Source organism: Streptomyces chlorus, from assembly GCF_042655885.1.
GTDB lineage: Bacteria > Actinomycetota > Actinomycetes > Streptomycetales > Streptomycetaceae > Streptomyces > Streptomyces chlorus.
In genome coordinates this window covers 197,338-216,642 of record NZ_JBHSOA010000003.1, presented here as the reverse complement: position 1 = coordinate 216,642, position 19,305 = coordinate 197,338, and the positions used below count along the sequence as shown (strand labels likewise).

19 protein-coding genes are annotated in these 19,305 nt (G+C 72.4%); 6 read left to right on the top strand and 13 right to left on the bottom strand.

Annotated features, from left to right (window positions below):
* Positions 1-200 precede the first annotated feature (200 nt).
* From ACFPZI_RS01385 to ACFPZI_RS01345, 9 genes are all read right to left on the bottom strand, one after another.
* Positions 201-857: an SRPBCC family protein gene (locus tag ACFPZI_RS01385; RefSeq protein ID WP_381356970.1), complete on the bottom strand. Its 657-nt coding sequence runs from the start codon at positions 855-857 to the stop codon at positions 201-203.
* Between the two features lie 88 nt (positions 858-945).
* On the bottom strand, positions 946-2,055 hold the full coding sequence (locus ACFPZI_RS01380; RefSeq protein ID WP_381356967.1) for an XdhC family protein: 1,110 nt from the start codon (positions 2,053-2,055) through the stop codon (positions 946-948).
* Positions 2,048-3,373: a vWA domain-containing protein gene (locus tag ACFPZI_RS01375; RefSeq protein ID WP_381356964.1), complete on the bottom strand. Its 1,326-nt coding sequence runs from the start codon at positions 3,371-3,373 to the stop codon at positions 2,048-2,050. The genes ACFPZI_RS01380 and ACFPZI_RS01375 overlap by 8 nt, the downstream gene beginning before the upstream one ends.
* Positions 3,374-3,387: 14 nt before the next feature.
* The gene (locus ACFPZI_RS01370) at positions 3,388-4,245 is read right to left on the bottom strand and encodes an AAA family ATPase (protein ID WP_381356961.1); all 858 of its coding nucleotides are present in this window, start codon (positions 4,243-4,245) and stop codon (positions 3,388-3,390) included.
* 119 nt (positions 4,246-4,364) lie between these two features.
* Positions 4,365-5,219 carry an FAD binding domain-containing protein gene (locus ACFPZI_RS01365; protein ID WP_381356958.1) on the bottom strand — a complete coding sequence of 285 codons (855 nt, stop codon included), beginning with the start codon at positions 5,217-5,219 and terminating at the stop codon, positions 4,365-4,367.
* The gene (locus tag ACFPZI_RS01360) at positions 5,216-7,612 is read right to left on the bottom strand and encodes a xanthine dehydrogenase family protein molybdopterin-binding subunit (protein WP_381356956.1); all 2,397 of its coding nucleotides are present in this window, start codon (positions 7,610-7,612) and stop codon (positions 5,216-5,218) included. The genes ACFPZI_RS01365 and ACFPZI_RS01360 overlap by 4 nt, the downstream gene beginning before the upstream one ends.
* Positions 7,609-8,082, bottom strand: a complete 474-nt coding sequence (locus tag ACFPZI_RS01355) for a (2Fe-2S)-binding protein (RefSeq protein WP_381356954.1) — start codon at positions 8,080-8,082, stop codon at positions 7,609-7,611. Before ACFPZI_RS01355 ends, ACFPZI_RS01360 begins: the two co-directional genes overlap by 4 nt.
* Before the next feature lie 260 nt (positions 8,083-8,342).
* Positions 8,343-8,708 (bottom strand): nuclear transport factor 2 family protein, encoded by a 366-nt coding sequence (locus tag ACFPZI_RS01350; protein ID WP_381356952.1) that lies wholly within the window; start codon positions 8,706-8,708, stop codon positions 8,343-8,345.
* Between the two features lie 191 nt (positions 8,709-8,899).
* A complete protein-coding gene (locus ACFPZI_RS01345) occupies positions 8,900-10,654 on the bottom strand; it encodes an ABC transporter ATP-binding protein (protein ID WP_381356949.1) in 1,755 nt (584 codons plus the stop codon).
* Positions 10,655-10,852: 198 nt separating this feature from the next.
* Between ACFPZI_RS01345 and ACFPZI_RS01340 the strand changes: the two genes are divergently transcribed.
* From ACFPZI_RS01340 to ACFPZI_RS01330, 3 genes are all read left to right on the top strand, one after another.
* Positions 10,853-11,938, top strand: coding sequence for an S-(hydroxymethyl)mycothiol dehydrogenase (locus tag ACFPZI_RS01340; RefSeq protein WP_381356946.1), 1,086 nt, complete (start codon positions 10,853-10,855; stop codon positions 11,936-11,938).
* Entirely contained in the window at positions 11,938-12,567 is a 630-nt protein-coding gene (locus ACFPZI_RS01335; protein ID WP_381356943.1) for an MBL fold metallo-hydrolase, read from the top strand. The genes ACFPZI_RS01340 and ACFPZI_RS01335 overlap by 1 nt, the downstream gene beginning before the upstream one ends.
* A 132-nt stretch (positions 12,568-12,699) precedes the next feature.
* Complete coding sequence (locus tag ACFPZI_RS01330) at positions 12,700-13,626, top strand: SDR family oxidoreductase (RefSeq protein ID WP_381356941.1); 927 nt, start codon at positions 12,700-12,702, stop codon at positions 13,624-13,626.
* Here ACFPZI_RS01330 and ACFPZI_RS01325 read toward each other — a convergent pair.
* Both ACFPZI_RS01325 and ACFPZI_RS01320 read right to left on the bottom strand, forming a co-directional pair.
* Positions 13,610-14,860 (bottom strand): Gfo/Idh/MocA family protein, encoded by a 1,251-nt coding sequence (locus ACFPZI_RS01325; protein WP_381356938.1) that lies wholly within the window; start codon positions 14,858-14,860, stop codon positions 13,610-13,612. The genes ACFPZI_RS01330 and ACFPZI_RS01325 overlap by 17 nt on opposite strands.
* A 15-nt stretch (positions 14,861-14,875) precedes the next feature.
* Positions 14,876-15,061 (bottom strand): hypothetical protein, encoded by a 186-nt coding sequence (locus ACFPZI_RS01320; RefSeq protein WP_381356935.1) that lies wholly within the window; start codon positions 15,059-15,061, stop codon positions 14,876-14,878.
* A 297-nt stretch (positions 15,062-15,358) separates the two neighbouring features.
* Between ACFPZI_RS01320 and ACFPZI_RS01315 the strand changes: the two genes are divergently transcribed.
* Entirely contained in the window at positions 15,359-15,544 is a 186-nt protein-coding gene (locus ACFPZI_RS01315) for a hypothetical protein (protein ID WP_381210834.1), read from the top strand.
* Positions 15,545-15,758: 214 nt separating this feature from the next.
* Here ACFPZI_RS01315 and ACFPZI_RS01310 read toward each other — a convergent pair whose 3' ends face one another.
* Complete coding sequence (locus ACFPZI_RS01310) at positions 15,759-17,126, bottom strand: S1 family peptidase (RefSeq protein ID WP_381356932.1); 1,368 nt, start codon at positions 17,124-17,126, stop codon at positions 15,759-15,761.
* Positions 17,127-17,342: 216 nt separating this feature from the next.
* Here ACFPZI_RS01310 and ACFPZI_RS01305 point away from each other — a divergent pair, with 216 nt between their 5' ends.
* On the top strand, positions 17,343-17,729 hold the full coding sequence (locus ACFPZI_RS01305; RefSeq protein WP_381356929.1) for a PPOX class F420-dependent oxidoreductase: 387 nt from the start codon (positions 17,343-17,345) through the stop codon (positions 17,727-17,729).
* Between the two features lie 34 nt (positions 17,730-17,763).
* Here ACFPZI_RS01305 and ACFPZI_RS01300 read toward each other — a convergent pair whose 3' ends face one another.
* Entirely contained in the window at positions 17,764-18,180 is a 417-nt protein-coding gene (locus ACFPZI_RS01300; RefSeq protein WP_381356926.1) for a Zn-ribbon domain-containing OB-fold protein, read from the bottom strand.
* A gap of 227 nt (positions 18,181-18,407) precedes the next feature.
* On the opposite strand from ACFPZI_RS01300, the gene ACFPZI_RS01295 reads away from it, so the two are divergent.
* Complete coding sequence (locus ACFPZI_RS01295; protein WP_381356924.1) at positions 18,408-19,247, top strand: ATP-grasp domain-containing protein; 840 nt, start codon at positions 18,408-18,410, stop codon at positions 19,245-19,247.
* Positions 19,248-19,305 lie beyond the last annotated feature (58 nt).

The window sequence follows — 19,305 nt, the reverse complement described above, 5'->3', positions numbered from 1 at the left end:
GGATATGCGATGAATGGTCAGCTCTTGAAGGGCCGACGTTTGAAGGACCGGACCGCTTCGTGTCGGTGGAAGCGGTCCGGACGCTGCGAGTAGATGCGCTTTTCACGGACCTCCTTCCGCGATCGGAGGTGCTACCGGGCCGATTACCCACACCGGCATGGTTCACACACACCTTTTGTATCTATTTGTCGACCCTGGTGTCAGGTGCGGCGCCGCCTGCAGATCCGTGCGACCAGCAGGCCCAGTACGACGGCGCCCGCAAGCGCCGCGGCGGCCCGCTTGGCGACCGGCAGACCGGCGGTGCGCAGCAGGTCGAGGGGCTCGTCCGGCGGGGCCTCGGCACGCCGGGCGGCCTGCGGTGCACCGGTCGCGACAGCCGCCCCCGACATGTCGGCCGCATCGGCTGCCCCGGCCGGCTGCGTCAGCTGTTCGGACAGGCAGGCGGCGAACCGGCCGATGATCCGCTCGCCGACCTCCGCCAGCACCCCGCGACCGAACTGCGCCGGCCGCCCGGTCACCGTCAGGTCGGTACGCACCGACACCGCCGTGCCGCCGTCCCGCTCGTCGAGCGTCGCCGTGACGGTCGCCCGCGCGGTGCCCTGGCCCCTGGTCTCCCGGCCACTGGCGACCAGCACCATCCGGTGGGCCGTCTCGTCCCGTTCCTCGAAGACGGCCGTGCCCCGGTAGGTCACGGTGACCGGACCCACCTTGACCTTCACCGAGCCGGTCACCGTCTTGCCGTCGTACTCCTCGACGGTCGCCCCCGGCAGACACGGCGCGACCCGTTCGATGTCGAGGAGCGTCGGCCAGGCGTCGTCGACCGGGACGGGAACGGTGAACTCGTGATGCAGTTCCATGTCTTCCACCTCGCGGCTCGGTTCTCGGGGGACCAGGGACGGGGGGCAGGGGCCGGACTCCGACGAGGCCCGGGCGGCTCGGGGGCGTTCAGGGCGCGGGCACGCGCGGATGGACGGCTCCCTCGGTTGCGGACAGCGGTGCGCCCGTGCCGCCCCAGCGCAGCGCGACGATCTCGGCGGCCACCGACACCGCCACCTCCTCGGGCGTACGGGCCCCGAGGTCGAGCCCGACCGGTGAGCGCAGCCGGGACATCTCGTCTGCGGTGAGCCCGGCCTCGACCAGCCGGTCCCTGCGATCCGTGTGGGTGAGGCGGCTGCCCATCGCGCCGATGTAGGCGGCCGGCCGGCGCAGCGCCTCCAGGAGCAGCGGCACATCGAACTTCGGGTCGTGGGTGAGGACGCAGATCACCGTGCGCTCGTCGGTCTCCGTACCCTGCAGATACCGGTGCGGCCAGTCCACGACCACCTCGACGCCCTCCGGGAAGCGGCGGGGCGTGGCGAACACGGGGCGGGCGTCGCAGACGGTGACCCGGTAGCCGAGGAAGGCGCCGATCCGGGCCACGGCCGCCGCGTAGTCGATCGCCCCGAAGACCAGCATGCGCGGCGGTGGCGCGAAGGACTGCAGGAACACACTCACCGCGTCCTCCCGGCGCTGTCCCCGGGGCCCGTAGTGGCGCAGCCCCGTGGCGCCGAGGGCGAGTTCGCCGCGCGCGTCGGCGGTGACCGCCGCGTCCAGGCCGGTCGTCCCCAGGGTGCCCGCCAGCCGGTCCCGCCACACGGCCAGCGTGGCCCCGCGCGGCGCGGGACCGTCGGTCACCGTCGCCACGGTCACCGGTTCGCCCGCGGCGACCGACTCCGCGACGGCGCCGAACGCCGGGTCCCGCTCCGGCGTCACCGGGCGCACGAGCAGGGTGATCTCGCCGCCGCAGGTCAGGCCGACCGCGAAGGCGTCGTCGTCGCTGTAGCCGAAGGTCTCCAGCCGGGCGTCGCCGTCACCGACGACCTCCCGGGCCAGCTCGAACACCGCGCCCTCGACGCACCCACCGGACACACTGCCCACCACCTCGTCGTCCGGCCCCACGGCCATCGCCGCGCCCGGGTCGCGTGGTGTGCTGCGGCCGGCGCCGACCACGGTGGCGAGGCCGAACGGCCGGCCCGCGGTGTACCAGCGGGTGAGCGCCGGGAGGATGTCACGCACGGTGGGCTCCTTCCCGGGGTGCCGCGGCCGGGTAGGGTGCGGCAGCCGGGTAGGGTGCGGCAGCCCGGCCGGGGGAGGCAGCCCGGTCAGGAGAGGCCGCCCGGTCGGGCGAGGCACCCCGTACCACCGCCGCCAGGTTCTCCAGGGCGGCCAGGCTGTGGCCCTCGACGAACGCGTCCACGCTCGGCAGCGCCGCCGCCATCCCCGCGGCCAGCGGGGCGTAACCGGGGCGTGCCTTGAGCGGATTGGCCCAGATCACCCGATGGGCCAGCCGGTGCAGGCGGCGCATCTGGGCCGCGAGGAGCTCAGGGTCGCCGCGCTCCCAGCCGTCCGACAGCAGCACCACCACGGCGCCACGGGCCATGCCCCGCTGCCCCCAGCGGTCGAGGAACTCCCGCAGCAGCTCACCGAGCCGGGTCCCACCACGCCAGTCGGGTACCGCGGCCCAGGCCGCGCTCAGGGCCGGATCGGGGTCCCGGTGGGACAGCTCCCGGGTCACCCGGGTCAGCCGGGTGCCGATCGTGAACACCTCCGCCGTCCGGCCACGTACGGCGGCGTGCGCGAAGCGCAGCAGCGCGTCCGCGTACGGAGCCATCGACCCGCTGACGTCGACGAGCAGCACCAGACGGCGTGGCCGCTCGGCCCGGACCCGGTGCCGCAGCCGGGCCGGTTCGCCGCCCCGCCGCAGCAGCTCCCGCACGGTCCGGTGCGGATCCACGTCCCCGCGCCGGGCAGGCCGGCGCCGTGCCGTGCGCCGGACCTCGCCGCGCGGCGCCAGCGCCGCCAGCAGCCGCCGCACCTGCTCCCGCTCGGCGGCGGCCAGGCCCGCGAGATCGCGGTGGCGGAGCGTCTCGGTGGAACTCGCCCGCGTGGCCAGGGGCGGCCCCGGACGCTCCTCCTCCGTACCGGCCGCACGGCGGCCCGCGGCGTCGCGCACCACGAGCCGCTGCCGCGGGCGGGGAGTGGCCGGTGCCGGTGGTCCGCCGGGCTCGCCGGTGCCGAAGTACGCGGCGAAGACCCGGTCGTACCGCTCCAGGTCGTCCCGGCCGGCGCACAGCGTCAGCCGCCCCGCCCAGTACACGTCCGTCCGCGCCCCGGGCCGCAGGGCGTCCACCGCGCGCAGGAACGTGTGCACCCGCTCCGCGCTCGCGTCGACGCCCGCCGCGCGCAGGGCGCGGGCGAACCCGAGAAGCACCGTGACCGCTTCGGGCGGGCCGCCGGCCGGTACGTCCCCCGCCCGTACGTCGCCGTCCCGCACATCCTGCTCCCCGGCCGCCGCCGAGCGTCCCCGCGCAGCCCCACCGGTCACGTCCGCCATGTCCGCCATGTCCATCACGTCCCTCGTGCGGCGAGCACCGCTGCCAGGTCGAGTCCACGCGCCCGCTCGGTGTCCTCCCGGTACTTCAGCGCCGACCCGAGCGTGGCCATGGCGAGGTCCGCGTCGACCTCGCTCGCCCCGAGCGCGTCCAGGGCCTGAGCCCAGTCGATCGTCTCGGCCACCCCCGGCGGCTTGAGCAGGTCCTGCGCGCGCAGCGCCTGCACCAGCGCGGTCACCTGCTCGGCCAGCCGCGCCGACACCCCGGGCAGCCGGCGCCGGACGATGGCCAGCTCGCGGGCGAAGTCCGGATGGCCGAACCAGTGGTACAGGCAGCGCCGCTTGAGCGCGTCGTGCACCTCCCGGGTGCGGTTCGACGTCAGCACGACCACCGGCGGCACCTCGGCCCGTAGGGTGCCCAGCTCGGGGATCGTCACCGAGAACTCCGACAGCAGCTCCAGCAGGAACGCCTCGAACTCGTCGTCGGCCCGGTCGATCTCGTCGACGAGCAGCACGCACGGCTGCGTCTGAAGGGCTCGCAGCAGGGGCCGGGCGATGAGGAAGCGGCGGTCGTACAGCTCGCCCTCCAGCCGCTCGGCGTCCGTGATCCCGCTCGCCTCGGCGGCCCGCAGATGCAGCAGCTGACGGGGGAAGTCCCAGTCGTAGAGGGCCTGGGAGGCGTCGATGCCCTCGTGGCACTGGAGCCGGATCAGCGGAGCGTCCAGTGCCTCGGCGAGGGCGGCCGCCAGCGCGGTCTTGCCGACGCCCGGGTCGCCCTCGCAGAACACCGGCCGGTGCAGCTTCAGGGCGAGGAAGCAGGCGATGGCCAGCCCGTCGTCGACGAGATACCCCGTCGCCTCCAGACGGGCCCGCACCTCGTCCGGCCCGGAAGCAGCCCAATGCGGCCCGCACGTTCCCGGGTCCGGCCCGGCAGCCGCCTCGTCCGGTCCGCCGGGCCCCGGCCCGGCGCTCCTCGCCGCGCCGCTGATCGGCCTCACCCCATCCCGGCCGCGGTCAGTACCGCCCGCCGGGTGAGCACCTGTGCCAGGTGGGCCCGGTACTCGGGTGAGCCCGAGGTGTCCCGGGGCGGCTGGGTGCCGTCCGTCGCCGACTGCGCGGCCCGCGCCACGGCCGGCGCGCCGTCGCAGCCGGCCAGGGCCTGTTCGGCCGCCGTGGCCCGCAGCGGGGTCGCACCCATGTTGACCAGCCCGATCCGCGCCTCGGCGATCCGCCCGTTGTCGCGGCGCACCAGTGCCGCCACACCGACGATCGCGTAGGACTGCGCCACCCGCTGGAACTTCTCGTAGTGGAAGCCCCAGCCGTCCGCCTTCGGCACCCGCACCTCGACCAGCAGCTCGTCGGGCTCCAGCACCGTCTCCAGATAGTTGACGAAGAACTCACGGGCCGGGACCGTGCGCCGGCCGCCCGGACCCGCGATGACCAGCTCACCGTCCATGGCGAGCACCGCCGCGGGCAGATCCGCCGCCGGGTCCGCGTGCGCCAGCGAGCCGCCGAAGGTGCCCCGGTGCCGTACGGCCGGGTCGGCGACCGTACGGGTGGCGGCGGCCAGCAGCCCGGCGTGCCGGCGCACGAGCGGGTCGCGGACGACCTCGTGGTGCGTGGTCATCGCGCCGATGACGAGCGTGTCGCCTTCCTCGCGCACCCCGCGCAGCCCGGGGACGCGGCCGACGTCCACCACCAGTTCCGGGAAGGCCAGCCGCAGCCTGAGCAGCGGCAGCAGGCTCTGCCCGCCGGCCAGCACCTTCGCGTCCTCACCGCCGTCGGCGAGCACCCGCAGCGCTTCGTCGAGGCTGGTGGGCCGGGCGTAGTCGAATGCCGGGGGGATCATGCGGAGGCCTCCTTCGCCGAGCGCACTGCCCGCCACACCCGCTCGGGCGTGCACGGCATCCTCACGTCGTTCACCCCGAGCGGCCGCAGCGCGTCCACGACCGCGCCGACCACGGCCGGCGTCGAGGCGATCGTCCCCGCCTCGCCGACACCCTTGACACCCAGCGGGTTGGAGGTCGCCGGCGTCTCGGTCCGCTCCGTGACGAACTCCGGCAGATCACTGGCCACCGGCACCAGATAGTCGGCCATCGTGCCCGTGACCAGGTTGCCCTCGTCGTCGTACACGGCCTCCTCGTAGAGCGCCTGCGCGATGCCCTGGGCGAGGCCGCCGTGCACCTGCCCCTCCACGATCACGGGGTTGATCACCCGGCCGACGTCGTCGACGCAGACGTAGGAGCGGATCCGGGACTGCCCCGTCTCCGTGTCGACCTCCACGGCGCACAGATGGGTGCCGTGCGGGTACGAGAAGTTCTCCGGGTCGACCACCTGTTCGGCGTTGATCGTGGGTTCCATGCCGTCGGGCACGTCGTGCGAGGTGAACGCCTCGAACGCGATCTCCTGGATCGTCTTCCGTGCCTCGGGCGAGCCCTTGACGGTGAACACGCCGTCGGTGAAGTCCAGGTCGTTCTCGTTCGCCTCCAATAGGTGCGCGGCGACCCTTCGGGCCTTCTCCACCACCTTCTCGGCCGCGTGGTGCACCGCCGACCCGCCGACCACGAGGGACCGGGAGCCGTACGTGTCCATGCCCTGCGGGGCCGCCCTGGTGTCGCCGTGCACCACCTCGATGTCCTCGAACGGCACGCCCAGCACGTCGGCGGCGATCTGGCTCCAGCTCGTCACATGTCCCTGCCCGTGCGGACTGGTGCCGGTGACCACCTCGACCTTGCCGGTGGGCAGCATGCGGATGCTCGCCGCCTCCCAGCCGCCCGCCGCGTACCGCAGGTCCCGCAGTACCCGGCTCGGGGCGAGCCCGCACATCTCCGTGTACGTCGAGACGCCGATGCCGAGCCGTACGGTGTCGCCGCGCTCGTTGCGTTTCTGCTGCTCGGCGCGCAGGTCGTCGTACCCGAACAGCGCGAGCGCCTTTTCGGTGGCCGCCTCGTAGTTGCCGCTGTCGTACGTCAGACCCGCGATCGACGCGTACGGGAACTCCTCGTGCCGGATCCAGTTCCGGCGCCGCACCTCGACGGGGTCCAGGCCGAGCTCGGCCGCCAGCTCGTCCATGATCCGCTCGATGGCGAACGTGGCCTCCGGACGCCCGGCACCGCGGTACGCGTCCGTCGGTGTCTTCGTCGTGAACACGCCCGTACAGGTGAAGTCGTAGGCGTCCATCTTGTAGATCGCCGGGTACATGAAGGCGCCGAGGATCGGAATGCCGGGTGTGACCAGCATCAGATAGGCGCCCATGTCGGCGAGCAGCTCGACCTTCAGGCCCAGGAGTTTGCCCTCGCTGGTGGCGGCGACCTCGATGTCCTGGATCATGCCGCGGCCGTGGTGGGTGGCCAGATAGCCCTCGGAACGCGACTCGGTCCACTTCACTGGGCGGCCCAGCCGCCGGGCGACCTCCAGCGCGACGGCCTCCTCGCCGTACACCTGGAGCTTGGAGCCGAACCCGCCGCCCACATCCGGGGCGACCACCCGCAGCTTCTGCTCGGGGATTCCCGTGACCGTCGCCAGCATCACCCGCAGGATGTGCGGGACCTGGGTCGCCGAGTAGACCGTGTACTCGCCGGAGGCGGCGAGCGGGGTGACGACGACCGCGCGCGGCTCCATCGCGTTCGCGATCAGCCGCTGCTGGTGGAAGCGGCGGGTGACGACCACGTCGGCACGCCGCTTCACCGTCTCGTAGTCCTCGCCCGTCTTCAGCGGCCACACGTAGCTGCGGTTGGTGCCCTTGTCCGCGTGGACCAGCGGGGCGTCCTCGTCGAGCGCCGCCTCCAGGTCGAGCACCGGCTCCAGCGGCTCGTAGTCGACCTCGACCGCCTCCAGCGCGTCGGCCGCCGCATACCGGTCGCGGGCCACCACGACCGCCACCGGGTCGCCCGCGTGCCGCACCTCGTCGACCGCGACCGGCGGATGGTCCGGCAGTACGATGTCCTCGGTGACCGGCCAGGCGCAGGGCAGCGAACCGAGCCCTTCGGCCAGGTCACGGCCGCTGAACGCGGCCACCACACCGGGGCGTTCGAGGGCGGGGGAGACATCGACCCGCTCGATGCGGGCGTGCGCCATGGGACTGCGCAGGAACGCGATGTGCAGCAGACCGGTGACGGAGATGTTGTCGGTCCAGTTGGTCTGCCCGGTGACCAGCCGGGCGTCCTCCTTGCGGAGCCGGCCCCGGCCCACCTCGCGCTCGGCGCGCTGCCCGGTGTTCCGGCCGGTGCTCTGATCCGTCATGCCGTGACCTCCTCCGACGTGGCGGCGGCGAGGACGGCGCGGACGATGTTCTGGTAGCCGGTGCAACGGCACATGTTGCCCTCGAGCGCCTCGCGCACCTCGTCCGCGTCGGGGTCCGGGTTCTCGCGCAGCAGATCACGCGCCGCCATGATCATCCCGGGGGTGCAGTAGCCGCACTGCAGCGCGTGCTGCTCGTGGAAGGCCCGCTGCAGCGGCGTCCACTCGCCGCGCCGGGCCAGCCCCTGGACGGTGGTCACCTCGCACCCGTCGGCCTGGACGGTCAGCACCGAGCAGCTCTTCACGCTCGTGCCGTCCAGCTCGACCGTGCAGGCGCCGCAGCTCGAGGTGTCGCAGCCGATCGGGGTGCCGGTCAGACCGAGCCGGTCGCGCAGATAGTGGACCAGCAGCAGACGGGGTTCCACCTCGTCCTCGTACGCCGTGCCGTCCACTTTCACCGAGATACGGGTCATGTGCCCTCCAGAGACCGTGCAGGCGGATGCGGAGTGTCGGCGGGACCTTGGGGGTGACGAAGGTCACTCTAGGGCCGGTCCCGGGGGACGGCGAGTGGTGCGGCACGGATCTGTTGAGCGTTATCGATTGCTGTGGTCCGACGTGTTTCGCGACAGGCTTCCGCGGTACCGACGCCGACGCGGGCACGCGTACTCCACGACCGGAGCGCGCGTGCCCGACCGTGTCCTGTGCTCCTTGGCGTCCGGCCGAACCGGATCACTCATTCGTCCCAGGCCTGGATCATCGTCTGCTCGGTGATCCTTCCGTCCCGCAGCGAGACCATCGACTCCGAGTACACCCGCACTCCGTCCGGGTACACACAGGTCTCGCTGAAGGCGGCCCGGTCGTCCTGGACGACGCACCGCTCCAACTGGTGCGTCATGTCACGGCTGTAGACGTCGTCGAGCATGGTGGCGATCTCGTCCCGGCCGTGCAGGACCATGGGGCGGCTGGGCTGGGTGTTGCGGTCCACGATGCGCACTTCGGCGTCGTCCGCGTAGAGCGCCATCAGGGGCGCGGCCGTCGGGGCCTCGAGCCCTCGGCGCAGTGTGTCAGTGCCGAAACGGGGCTCTGCCGAGGTTGCCATGATGACCTCCTTCGAGGGCCTCGGCCCGGTCCGGAGCGGGCCACGCCGGGCCTCACCTACGAGCCTCCCCCCGCCCGGTGCGTACGGCAAGCCCGGCCCGTGCCCAGGTCCTCGGAGCAGTCCCCGCCGCCCGGACCTGGCGACCGCGCCCACTGCGCCGCCCCGGGGCGGCGCGCCCCGGCCGGGAGGAATCACCCGCTGGTCGCCAGGAACTGCGTCGCCGCAAGCTCCGCGTACAGCGGATCGGCGGTCACCAGTTCCCGGTGCGTGCCGACCGCGCGGACCCGGCCCGCGTCCATCACCACGATCCGGTCCGCCATCGTCACCGTGGACAGCCGGTGCGCGACCACCAGCACCGTCGTCGTCCGGGCCACGTCGGCGACGGTGTCGCGCAGCGCCGCCTCGTTGACCGCGTCGAGCTGCGAGGTGGCCTCGTCGAGCAGCAGCAGCCGGGGACTGCGCAGCAGCGCGCGGGCGATCGCGACCCGCTGGCGCTCCCCGCCGGACAGTTTGGTGCCGCGATGCCCGACCAGTGTGTCGAGCCCGTCGGGGAGCCTGGCCAGCAGACCGTCGAGCCGGGTCGTCTTCACCACCCGCGCCACCTCGTCGTCGTCCGCCTCCCGGTTCCCGAGCAGCAGGTTGTCGCGCAGGGAACCGGACAGGACGGGCGCGTCCTGTTCCACGTAGCCGATCGAGGACCGCAGCAGCGGCAGATCCCAGTCGGCCAGATCCCGCCCGTCGAGGGTGATCACCCCGGAATCCGGGTCGTAGAAGCGCTCGATGAGGGAGAAGACGGTGGTCTTGCCCGCGCCGGACGGGCCGACGAACGCGGTCATGCCCCGTGCGGGCACGGTGAACGTCACCCCGTGGTGCACGTACGGCAGATCGTCCGCGTAACGGAAACGCACGTCCTCGAAGGCGAGCGCGGCGGGCGCGGCACCCGGCGTGGGCAGGGCCGCGGGCCCCGCGGCAGGCTCGGCGGGCAGCCGCAGCGCCTCCTGGATCCGGGCCAGCGCGGCGCTGCCCGTCTGGTACTGCGTGATCGCGCCGACGACACTCTGGATCGGCATCATGAGGTAGAAGACGAACAGCAGGAACGCCACCAGCGTGCCGATGTCGATGGCACCCGTCGCCACCCGCGCCCCGCCCACCGCGAGCACCGTGATGAACGCGACCTGCATCGCGAGCCCGGCGGTGTTGCCCGCCGCCGCCGACCACTTGGCGGCCCGCACACTCTGCCGCCACGACTCCTCGGCCGCCTCGTGCAGCGCGCGCTCCTCCCGCGGCTCGGCACCGGACGCCTTCACCGTGCGCAGCGCGCCCAGCACCCGTTCCAGCGAGGCCCCCATCACACCGACCGCGTCCTGCGCCTGCCGGCTGGCCCGGCTGATGTGCGGCACGATCAGCGCGAGGACCGTCCCGGCGCCCACGATCACGACCAGGGTGACCCCCAGCAGCACCGGATCGACGAAACCCATCAGCGCGATGGTCGCGATCAGCGTCAGACCGCCCGTGCCGAGGCCCACCAGCGAGTCCGTGGTGACCTCCCGCAGCAGTGTGGTGTCGGAGGTGATGCGGGCCATCAGGTCACCCGGTTCGCTGCGGTCCACGGCCGTGATCCGCAGCCGCAGCAGATACGACGACAACGAGCGCCGCGCCCCCAGCACCACCGACTCGGCGGTGCGCCGCAGCACGTACGAACCCAGCGCGCCCAGCGCGGCGTTGGCTATGACGAGGGCCGACATCAGCACCAGCGCGCCGGTGATGGCCCGGTCGTCCGACAGGTCGTCGATCAGGCCGCGGGCGACCAGCGGCAGCATCAGGCCGGTCGCCCCCGTCAGCAGGGACAGCGAGGCGCCGCCCAGCAGGGCCCACCGGTGCGGCCGTACGTAACCGAGGAGAGCCCGCCAGGCGGGCGGGCCGGACTTCTGCGCTGCGATGCTCACGTCGCTCCCTCGGCGTCGGGCGGAGAGCTCAGGCTATGTCGCCGCGGTCCGCCCGCGGCACGCCGGGACCGCCCTCGTGCACCCGGCACGAAACCCCCGGCCGGCACGCCCCGACCTGCCGTGGAGCCCACCGGCCGGGTCCCCGGCAGGTCGCGTAGGGTCGGAGGACGTACATCGGGAGACGAAGGAGCCAGCACCATGGCGCAGGAAGTACGCGGCGTGATCGCACCGGGCAAGGACGAGCCGGTACGCATCGAGACGATCGTCGTACCCGACCCGGGGCCGGGGGAGGCGGTCGTCCGCATCCAGGCCTGCGGAGTGTGCCACACCGATCTGCACTACAAGCAGGGTGGCATCAACGACGACTTCCCGTTCCTCCTCGGCCACGAGGCCGCGGGGATCGTGGAGTCGGTGGGCGACGACGTCACCGACGTCGCCCCCGGTGACTTCGTCGTCCTCAACTGGCGCGCGGTGTGCGGGACGTGCCGCGCCTGTCGGCGCGGACGCCCCTGGTACTGCTTCGACACGCACAACGCGAAGCAGCGGATGACCCTCACCGACGGGACCGAACTCTCCCCGGCCCTGGGCATCGGAGCCTTCGCCGAGAAGACGCTCGTCGCGGCCGGACAGTGCACCAAGGTCGACCCCGCCGTCTCCCCGCAGGTCGCCGGACTGCTCGGCTGCGGTGTCATGGCGGGCATCGGCGCCGCGATCAACACCGGCAACGTCGGCCGGGGCGACTCCGTCGCGGTCATCGGCTGCGGCGGCGTCGGCGACGCGGCCATCGCCGGCTCCCGGCTCGCCGGAGCGGCGCGGATCATCGCCGTCGACATCGACGACCGCAAGCTGGAGACCGCCCGCTCCATGGGCGCCACCCACACCGTCAACTCCCGTACGGCCGACCCGGTCGAGGCGATCCGTGAACTCACCGGCGGCTTCGGCGCCGACGTCGTCATCGATGCCGTGGGCCGCCCCGAGACGTACGAACAGGCCTTCTACGCCCGTGACCTGGCGGGCACCGTCGTCCTCGTCGGCGTGCCCACCCCGGAGATGAAGCTCGAACTGCCGCTCCTCGACGTGTTCGGACGCGGCGGTTCCCTGAAGTCGTCCTGGTACGGCGACTGCCTGCCCTCGCGCGACTTCCCCATGCTGATCGACCTGCACCAGCAAGGGCGCCTGGACCTCGGGGCGTTCGTCACCGAGACGATCGGGCTCGACGAGGTCGAGAAGGCCTTCGAGCGGATGCACCGCGGCGACGTGCTGCGCTCGGTGGTGGTGCTCTGATGACCACCCGCATCGAACACCTCGTCACCTCGGGGCAGTTCAGCCTCGACGGCGGCACCTGGGACGTGGACAACAACGTGTGGATCGTCGGCGACGACCACGAGGTGATCGTCATCGACGCCGCCCACGACGCCGACGCCATCGCCGAGGCCGTGGGCGACCGCCGCCTGAAGGCGATCGTGTGCACCCACGCCCACAACGACCACATCGACGCCGCGCCCGCCCTCGCCGACCGCACCGGGGCCACCATCTGGCTGCACCACGACGACCTGCCGCTGTGGAAGCAGACCCACCCGGACCGCGACCCCGACTCCTGGCTGGTCGACGGCCAGGTGATCGAGGCGGCCGGCGCCGACCTCACGGTGCTGCACACGCCGGGGCACGCGCCCGGCGCGGTCTGCCTGTACGACCCCGGGCTCGCCACCGTGTTCACCGGCGACACCCTGTTCCAGGGCGGTCCCGGCGCCACCGGCCGTTCGTTCTCCCACTTCCCGACGATCGTCGACTCGATCCGGGAGCGGCTGCTCACGCTCCCGCCGGAGACGAAGGTCCGCACCGGCCACGGTGACTCGACCACCATCGGCGCGGAGGCCCCGCACCTCGAGGAGTGGATCGCCCGCGGCCACTGAGCCGCTCCGGCGACTTTGCCCCGGTCACGTCCGACCGGGCGACTCCCGGGAAAAGGGGACAGAGGATGTCCGGCTTACCCGTCACGCTCGTAGCGACAGCAGATCGCTGTCACGCGTGACGGGAGGCCGGACATGCCGGAGTCGATCACCGGGTCGTCGCAGAACAAGGTCGCACTGGTCGCGGGAGCGACCCGGGGAGCCGGACGCGGCATCGCCGTCGAACTGGGCGCGGCGGGCGCCACCGTCTACGTCACCGGACGCAGCACCCGCGCCGGGCGCTCCGAGTACGACCGCCCCGAGACCATCGAGGACACCGCCGACCTGGTCACCGAGGCCGGCGGCCGGGGCATCGCCGTCCCCACCGACCACCTGGACCCCGCCCAGGTCAAGGCCCTCGTCGACCGCATCGCCGACGAGCAGGGCCGCCTGGACGTCCTCGTCAACGACATCTGGGGCGGCGAGAAGCTCTTCGAGTGGGACGCCCCCGTCTGGGAGCACGACCTCGACAAGGGGCTGCGCCTGCTCCGGCTCGCGGTGGACACGCACGCTGTCACCAGCCACCATGCCCTGCCGCTGCTGCTGCGCCACCCCGGCGGCCTGGTCGTCGAGGTCACCGACGGCACCGCGGACTACAACCGCGACACCTACCGCGTCTCCTTCTTCTACGACCTCGCCAAGACGTCCGTCCTGCGCATGGCCTTCGCCCTCGGCCACGAACTCGGTCCGCGCGGCGCCACGGCCCTCGCGCTCACCCCGGGCTGGCTCCGCTCGGAGATCATGCTCGACGAGTTCGGGGTGAGGGAGGACAACTGGCGGGACGCCCTGACCCGCGTCCCCCACTTCGCCATCTCGGAGACCCCGCGCTACGTGGGCCGGGCCGTCGCCGCGCTCGCCGCCGACCCGCGGGTGTCCCGCTTCAACGGCACCTCCCTCTCCAGCGGCGGCCTTGCCCGGGAGTACGGCTTCACCGACCTCGACGGCAGCCGCCCGGACGCCTGGCGCTACCTCGTCGAGGTCCAGGACCCGGGCAAGCCGGCGGACGTCACGGGGTACCGCTGACGGTCCGCCGCCCTGCCGTGGTGACCGGCGGCCACCTCTGTGACGCGTCCCCGAAGTCCGGGATCTCCAGCCTGGTGCCGCCCTGCAGCGCCGACTGGTGGGCGACGATGCCGGGCAGGGTGTAGCGGGCGGCGACCCACGCGTTCACCGAGGGCAGGGTGCGGGTGCTCACGGCGGTCACGAAGTCGTCCACGAGGTAGTGATGGCTGCCCTCGTGGCCGTTGGGCAGCAGGTCGAACTCGCGAGGGAGCCGGGACCGGTCGTGCACCGCCGCCGATCCCGAGGTGAAGGCGGAGCGCAGCTCCGGCGCCACGTGCTGGAGGGACGGATCGTCCGGGGACAGGGTCTCCTTGGGCTGCAGCAGCTCGCTGATGTCCTGGACGCCGCTCTTGTCCTGCCACAGCGCGACCGTGGCGAGCTGCTCCATGCTCGCCTCCGTACCGAAGAACCGGAACCGCGATTCCCTGATGTGTGAGGGATAGCCGACCCGCCGGAACTCATTCGTGCGGAACGCGCCGCCGCCCGCCACCTCGAACAGGGCCGTGGCGTTGGAGAAGTCGTTGTCGAACCGGCTGACCTCCTTGTCGAAGACGCCGTCCCCACGCTCGTCCCTGACGCCGATCGCGGAGACGCCGATCGCATGCGTCCGCCAGGCACCCAGTACCCCGCCCACCGCGTGTGTCGGGTACAGCATTGGGGGATAGCTGGCGGTGGCCTTCCAGTTGTCGCCGCCGCTGTACTGGTACGCCTCGTAGAAGCCGAGGTCCATGTCGTGGACGTAGTCGCCCTCGGCGTAGAACAGCCGCCCGAAGGCGCCTTCGGCGATCCGGTCGCGGGCATGGACCGTCGCCGGGTGGTACTGGCTGGTCTCACCCATCATGTACGTCAGACCGGTCGCCTCGACCGCGTCGATGATCGCCGCGATCTCCTCCGTACGGATCGCCATGGGGACCGCCGAGTACACGTGCTTGCCCGCGTCGAGACCCTGGAGCACCAGGGGGCCGTGGGTCCAGCGCTGGGTGAAGATCGCGACCGCGTCGATCTCCGGCGACTCCAGCATGGCCTCGTACGACGGGAAGGTGCCGGCTAGTCCCTGCGCGGCGGCGAGCTGCTGGGCCCGCTCGGGCAGTAGGTCGGTGACGTGGATGTCACCGACGCCGGGGTGCGCCTGGAACAGGGTGGCGAACTGGCCGGAGAACTGGCCGGCGCCGACGATGCCGAGCGAGAACGTCATGGAATGCGTGCCCTTTCACTGGGAGGGAACGAGGCCGATCTGCGACGCACACATGTCGGCCGCGCGGTGGGTGATCGGGGAGCTGAACGTCGGGAAGTCCTTTCGGTCGGCGACCGGCCGGGTGGAGGCCGTGAACTCGACGCCCTTCTTCCCGTGGGCGGCGACCGCGGCCTCGGTGCCCTTCGAAGGGTCGGGGAGCACGATGCCGTAACGGCCCGCTGTTCGGTGGCACCTGTCCGACAGTGGACGGTTCACGCATGTCGTCGGGAGACTCCGCCCGGCTCGCATGCCACGCGGGTCCTCGCGCCCCCGCCCTCCACCGGCCGTGCCGGCCGGGGGCGGTCGGGGAGGGGCCGGGGAGGCCGGGAGGGGTGTCCTTCGGAGGTCCGTGAAGGTGAACTCGCGCACGTTCCATGGCAGATGGACGTGATCAGTGACACTGTCCGGTATGTTCGATTGGCTCGTGATTACTCACGTGACTTTCACGCCGGTGGCCCTATGCTTCACAACATGTCCACCACTCTTGAACCTTCACCCGAGCGATCGGCTGCCGAGGTCAACGAGGAGATCCGGGCCTTGTGGCTCCGGTCGGGCGGGACACTGAGCGGCGAGCAGCGCGCGGAGTACCAGCGTCTCGTCCAGGAGTGGGCCGAGGCCCTCCCGGAGCGGGCCGAGGCGGCCTGAGGCGCCGCACAGGCCCCGCCGTCCGACCTCCTTCCGCTCGCCCTGTCGCCGGTCTCGGCCTTGGCCCGGGACCTGGTCCCGGCCGCATCGCCGGTCCGGCTCTCCGGTCCGGGGCGCATATGCCGTCCTCGTGGCCCGGGTTGCCCGTGTCACGTGCGAGCATCTTCACCGACGCCTTGGCGCCGGTGAAGATGCTCCGGTACCAGCACCCGGCTCAGCTCCATGTCGTCGAGTAGTACCGCTGGTACGCCTTGCGGTCCTGCTCCGCGCGGATCCAGCGGGTCGCCACGAGGGCCATCAGACTGCCCCCGATGACCAGCATCCCGGGTCCCACGTTCCGCGGGTCGGTCAGGCGGGACAGCAGCGTCGACGCGCCGATCCCCGCCGCCGACGAACCCGGTGACGCGGCGTCCGGGGCCGTCGCCGCGTCCGCCGAAGCCGACGGAGCGGGGGCGGCCGTGTCCGCTCCGCCCTGGGCCTTCGGGGCCACGAGGAGGTCCACCTTCAGCTGCGCCAGCGCCTTCGTGACCGGCTGGAAGAACGTCGTACCGCTCGCCTGCCGGCAATCGCCGCTGCCGCCCGACGTCACACCGAGCGCGATGCCCTCGGAGAACATCGGGCCGCCGCTGTCACCGGGTTCGGCGCACACATTGGTCTCGATGAGGCCGCTGACCGTGCCCTCCGGGTAGTTCACCGTCGCGTTGAGCGCCGTCACCTCCCCGTCGCGCAGCCCGCTCGTGCTGCCGCTGCGGAATACCCGCTGGCCGACGGTGGGGTCGCCCACGCCGGTGATCCGTACGCCCTGGCCGTTGCCGACCGACACGACACCGGCGCCTTCGCCGGCCCGGCCGCCGTCGTACTCGATCAGGGAGTAGTCGTCGCCGGGGAAGCTGCCGCCGACCGTGGTGCCGACCTTCTTCCTGCCCCCGTCGTCGGCGAACCAGACCGACCCGTCCGGCCCGCAGTGCCCGGCCGTGAGGATGAACTCACGCTTGCCGTCGGTCACGTTGAAGCCCGCGGAACAGCGCCCGGCGGTCGACAGGATGGGCTCCGCTCCGTTGATCCGCGTGGTGAAGGTGCCCTCGGTGCGCTCCATGCGGACGAAACCACCGGCCCCTTCCGCCACTTGGGTCAGGTCGGACCAGTCGTTCGCGGAGACCGTGCTGTCGCCGCGGACCACCACCTCGTTGGACCGGTAGTCCATGGCCCAGGCCGTCCCCGGCACGCGCGGCGCCGAACCCAGCGTCTTCGTGGCCGACTTCAGGTCGCGCATGCTGTGGCGCACCATCTTCGGGTCGGCGCCGGCCTCCCGCACCTCGGCCGCCGCCTTCTCGTCGGTGACCGCGACGACCGTCCGCCCGTCCTCGCCGAGCCAGCTGCCCGCCGTACGGGAGGCGCCGAGCCGCGACACGAGTGCGGAGCCGGGGCCGGTGCCCTCCTCGGCCACGGCGTACGGAACCGGGTCCGGCGCCGGGGGTTCAGTCGCGACGGCGCGGGTCACCATCGTCGCTCCGAGGAGGAGTCCGCCGACGGCCGCCAGCCGTGTCACTCGCCGGACGACCCGTCGTCGTGCGTGCCTCATGCATGACTCCCGAACCAGAACAGCGCGGTGCGAACACCACGGGGCCTCCCCTGAGTCGAGTGCCCTCAGTCCATACGGACGCGGGCCCCGCCGTGTTCACCGCCGGAGCGATCCGATGTACGGGAGGCGCCGGCCCTGCGCGTCGAGCGGCCCTGCGCGCGGACGGGGCGGCGTCCAAGACAAGCAGGAGGGGTGACCGGGCCTAGACTGCCGGGTATGGACGACGCGCTGCTCGAACGGCTCGGAGCGGGAAAGTACCTGCTGGTCACCAGCTACCGGCGGAACGGTACGCCGGTGGCCACCCCGGTGTGGGTGGTGCGGGACGGGAACGCGCTCGGGGTCTGGACCGCCGTCGACTCCTGGAAGGTCAAGCGGATCCGGGCCCGCGCCGATGTCCTGGTCGGCCCCTGCGACATGCGTGGCCGTCCGACCGGCGGCCAGGTCCCGGCCACCGCGGAGATCTGCGATGCGGCCACCACCGCCCGCTACCGCGAGCTGATCGCCCGCAAGTACGGCCTGTCGGGCCGGCTGACGCTGCTCGGCAGCCGACTGCGCCGGGGCCGTGACGGCACCGTCGGTATCCGCGTCACTCCGGCCGACTGAACTCCCGTCGCCCGGACCGGTTCCGGGCGGGCGGTCAGGTCCAGGCGCGGTAGGGCTCGTCGACGAGCTGGAAGACCGGCTCGCCGCGCACCGGGTCCTCGGCCGTGGACAGCCGTACCCGGTCCCCGCTGTGGATGCCGATGGGCGGGCCCATGACCCGGCCGCGGACGACGAAGCCCTCGGCCATCTCGATCAGGGACACGTTCCGGGCAGCCGGCATATTGCGGTGCAGTGTCGTGGAGTGGCGGACCGTGCCGACGCCCACGCTGTGCTCCGTGCGCAGGTCGCTGCCCTGACAGACGGGGCACAACAGCCGGTGGTACATCGTGGTGCCGCACCAGGTGCACCGTTGGAAGGCCATGGCCTCCGCACTGTTCGCGCCGTGGGGTTCGAGCAGACCCGTCGTGGTGCCGGCTGCCTGCTGAGCCACGCTTCCTGAGTGGTGGTACACGCTGGTCGACTCCCTGCACTCGGCCGCCATCCCGCGTGCACGGTGCCCGGCACGCACGTGCTCGGTGTGTCGTGTGCCACCGTGCACAGCGACAGCGTATGGCACTCAGTGCCACTCGTAAAGGCACTCCGTATCCCTCCTTTGTGTTCACCGCGTTCCCGTGCTGTTTCGATACCTGCGGATCATTCATATGATCAGGTCGCTGTCGTCCCCCCGAGGAGCCCCGCATGGCGCCCGCCCGACCCCGTCCCCGCCTCCTGTATGTCACCGACCTGACGTATCCGGCCCGCGGGCGCCGCTACGGCGACGAGGACGTCCACCTCACCTCCCGGCTGCGCGCCGACTTCGACCTGGCGCTCTGTCATCCACGGGACGCCGCCGCGCTGCTGGACGGCTTCGACGCCGTGGTCGTCCGCAACAGCGGCCCGGTGCTGACGTACCCGGACGCCTACGAAGCCTTCCGCCGGCGGGCCACGGAGGCCGGGAAGCCGGTCTACAACCCGCTCACCGGCCGGGGCGACATGGCCGGCAAGCAGTACCTGCTCGAACTGAGCGCCGCCGGGCGGCCGGTGATCCCCACCGTCGACCGCGCCGAGGACCTGCAGCTGCTGCCCGCGGCGGACCGGTACGTGGTCAAACCCAGGCTCGGCGCCGACTCGGTGGGGCTGCGTGTCGTCGCCAGGGACGCCGTGCGGGAGTTCATCGACGGCAGCGTCCTGGTGCAGCCGCACATCGACTTCGCGTACGAGGTCTCCTTCTATTTCGTCGACCACGACATCCAGTACGCCCTGTACGCCCCGGACCCCGGCCGGCGCTGGCAACTGGAGCCGTACGAAGCCACCTCGCGCGACCTGGAGTTCGCCCGGAGCTTCGTCGACTGGAACACCCTCGACCACGGCATCCAGCGGGTCGACGCCTGCCGCGCCCCGGACGGCGAACTGCTGCTGGTCGAGTTGGAGGACCTGAACCCGTACTTGTCCCTCGACGCCCTGGACGCGGCGTCCCGGGAGTCCTTCGTGTCCGCCATGACGGCTTCCCTGCACCGTTTTCTGCGCGCCGTCGGCTGAACCTCCGCCGCTCTGGGCGCGTATCTCTTCCTGTGGGCGGCTCCGCCCTCGTGCACAG

What these genes read in the sequence shown, in the direction of transcription:
- ACFPZI_RS01385 (WP_381356970.1), bottom strand. Translation starts at nt 857, where the DNA reads ATGGAACTGCATCACGAGTTCACCGTTCCCGTCCCGGTCGACGACGCC.
- ACFPZI_RS01375 (WP_381356964.1), bottom strand. Translation starts at nt 3,373, where the DNA reads ATGGCGGACGTGACCGGTGGGGCTGCGCGGGGACGCTCGGCGGCGGCC.
- ACFPZI_RS01365 (WP_381356958.1), bottom strand. Translation starts at nt 5,219, where the DNA reads ATGATCCCCCCGGCATTCGACTACGCCCGGCCCACCAGCCTCGACGAA.
- ACFPZI_RS01360 (WP_381356956.1), bottom strand. Translation starts at nt 7,612, where the DNA reads ATGACGGATCAGAGCACCGGCCGGAACACCGGGCAGCGCGCCGAGCGC.
- ACFPZI_RS01355 (WP_381356954.1), bottom strand. Translation starts at nt 8,082, where the DNA reads ATGACCCGTATCTCGGTGAAAGTGGACGGCACGGCGTACGAGGACGAG.
- ACFPZI_RS01350 (WP_381356952.1), bottom strand. Translation starts at nt 8,708, where the DNA reads ATGGCAACCTCGGCAGAGCCCCGTTTCGGCACTGACACACTGCGCCGA.
- ACFPZI_RS01340 (WP_381356946.1), top strand. Translation starts at nt 10,853, where the DNA reads ATGGCGCAGGAAGTACGCGGCGTGATCGCACCGGGCAAGGACGAGCCG.
- ACFPZI_RS01335 (WP_381356943.1), top strand. Translation starts at nt 11,938, where the DNA reads ATGACCACCCGCATCGAACACCTCGTCACCTCGGGGCAGTTCAGCCTC.
- ACFPZI_RS01330 (WP_381356941.1), top strand. Translation starts at nt 12,700, where the DNA reads ATGCCGGAGTCGATCACCGGGTCGTCGCAGAACAAGGTCGCACTGGTC.
- ACFPZI_RS01325 (WP_381356938.1), bottom strand. Translation starts at nt 14,860, where the DNA reads ATGACGTTCTCGCTCGGCATCGTCGGCGCCGGCCAGTTCTCCGGCCAG.
- ACFPZI_RS01315 (WP_381210834.1), top strand. Translation starts at nt 15,359, where the DNA reads ATGCTTCACAACATGTCCACCACTCTTGAACCTTCACCCGAGCGATCG.
- ACFPZI_RS01310 (WP_381356932.1), bottom strand. Translation starts at nt 17,126, where the DNA reads ATGAGGCACGCACGACGACGGGTCGTCCGGCGAGTGACACGGCTGGCG.
- ACFPZI_RS01305 (WP_381356929.1), top strand. Translation starts at nt 17,343, where the DNA reads ATGGACGACGCGCTGCTCGAACGGCTCGGAGCGGGAAAGTACCTGCTG.
- ACFPZI_RS01295 (WP_381356924.1), top strand. Translation starts at nt 18,408, where the DNA reads ATGGCGCCCGCCCGACCCCGTCCCCGCCTCCTGTATGTCACCGACCTG.